Source organism: Marinobacter sp. UBA2498, from assembly GCF_002341575.1.
In the GTDB taxonomy this organism is placed as follows: domain Bacteria; phylum Pseudomonadota; class Gammaproteobacteria; order Pseudomonadales; family Oleiphilaceae; genus Marinobacter; species Marinobacter manganoxydans.
This window is the reverse complement of record NZ_DDOI01000137.1, coordinates 16,586-18,000: the sequence shown is the minus strand read 5'-3', so window position 1 is coordinate 18,000 and position 1,415 is coordinate 16,586. Positions and strand designations below refer to the sequence as shown.

Below are 1,415 nucleotides of genomic sequence, written 5' to 3'. Positions count from 1 at the left end.
GCCCTTCGGCGGCCCGGCCCCATCCAACGACTGGCGATTCCCGACCACCCGCAATGGTTTGGTGATCAGAAGGCAGAAGCGGCCTGGAATACCGCCATCAGCCAGTGGCGACAACAGAATGTGGAACTGGTGCCGCTGGATTTCAGCCCCATGCTGGAACTGGCTGCACTGCTCTACGAAGGCCCCTGGGTGGCTGAACGCCACGCGGCGGTGGAATCGTTCATGGCCAGCCACGGCGATGATATGAACCCGGTGGTCAAAGGCATTATCAGCAAGGCCGGGAATTTCAGCGCCACGGATACCTTCAAGGCCCAGTACCGCAAGGAAGAGCTGCAGCGCCAGATCGATGAACTGTTAGCCGATGTGGACGCCCTGCTGGTGCCCACGGCTCCGACGGCTCCCACCATCGAAGCGGTAAATGCGGACCCGGTTGCACTCAACAGCCAACTCGGCACCTACACCAATTTCGTGAACCTGGCCGACATGAGTGCGCTCGCGATTCCTGCCGGTTTCCGGGACGACGGCCTGCCCTTTGGCGTTACCCTGATAACTGGTGCCTGGAAAGACACGGAGCTGCAACGCCTGGCGTGCCAGTGGCTGAATGCCCACCCGACCCCTTTGGGCGCTACAGGCAACGACCGCCCCGAAGAAGCCCCCGGGGCCGCCATTTCGACACCCACCATCAAGGTGGCCGTTGTTGGTGCCCACCTCAGTGGCATGCCCCTGAACACCCAGCTCAGTGAGCGCTACGCGGTTCTGCTTGAGCAAACCACAACGTCTGCCAACTACCGGCTGTTCGCCCTACCAAACACCACACCGCCGAAGCCCGGGCTGAAACGGGCGGCCCCTGGCGAAGGCAGGGAAATCATTGTGGAAGTCTGGGAAATGCCCGCCTCGGCCTTTGGCTCCTTTGTGGACCTGATTCCTGCGCCTCTGGGCATAGGCAACGTCGAGCTGGCTGATGGCCGGTGGGTAAACGGTTTTGTTTGTGAGGGCTACGGCTTCGAGGGCGCAGAGGATGTAACAGAGTTCGGTGGCTGGCGCGCCTATATCGCCTCCAGAGCCTGACCAAGCCGGGGCAATCTGGCGCTCCACGAGGGGAAACGGTGCCAATGGCAAACCCTAGACGAAAAGAGTCCGTAGCCGACAGGGTCTATGAGGCCCTGAAAGAGGACATCTTCGAGTTCCGCCTGATCCCCGGCGACCGATTCAGCGAGGGGGATGTCGGAACCCGCCTGAACGCCAGCCGGACACCGGTGCGGGAAGCACTGTACCGCTTGCAGCGGGAGGGCCATGTGGAGGTGCTGTTCCGCAGTGGCTGGCAGGTAAAGCCATTCGATTTCCAGCAGGTGGAGGAACTCTATGACCTGCGCATCACTCTCGAACGGGCGGCCGTGCACAAAATCTGCAACCTG

The 1,415-nt window shown here is 61.7% G+C and carries 2 protein-coding genes; both read left to right on the top strand.

All coding sequences use genetic code 11. The features are described from left to right. Positions 1-1,068, top strand: a 1,068-nt coding sequence (locus B2W52_RS18955; protein ID WP_286803905.1) for an allophanate hydrolase-related protein, incomplete at its 5' end; no start/stop codon positions are given. A 44-nt stretch (positions 1,069-1,112) separates the two neighbouring features. Next, positions 1,113-1,415 (top strand): GntR family transcriptional regulator (locus tag B2W52_RS18950; protein WP_286803904.1); only part of this gene is annotated, 303 nt, incomplete at its 3' end.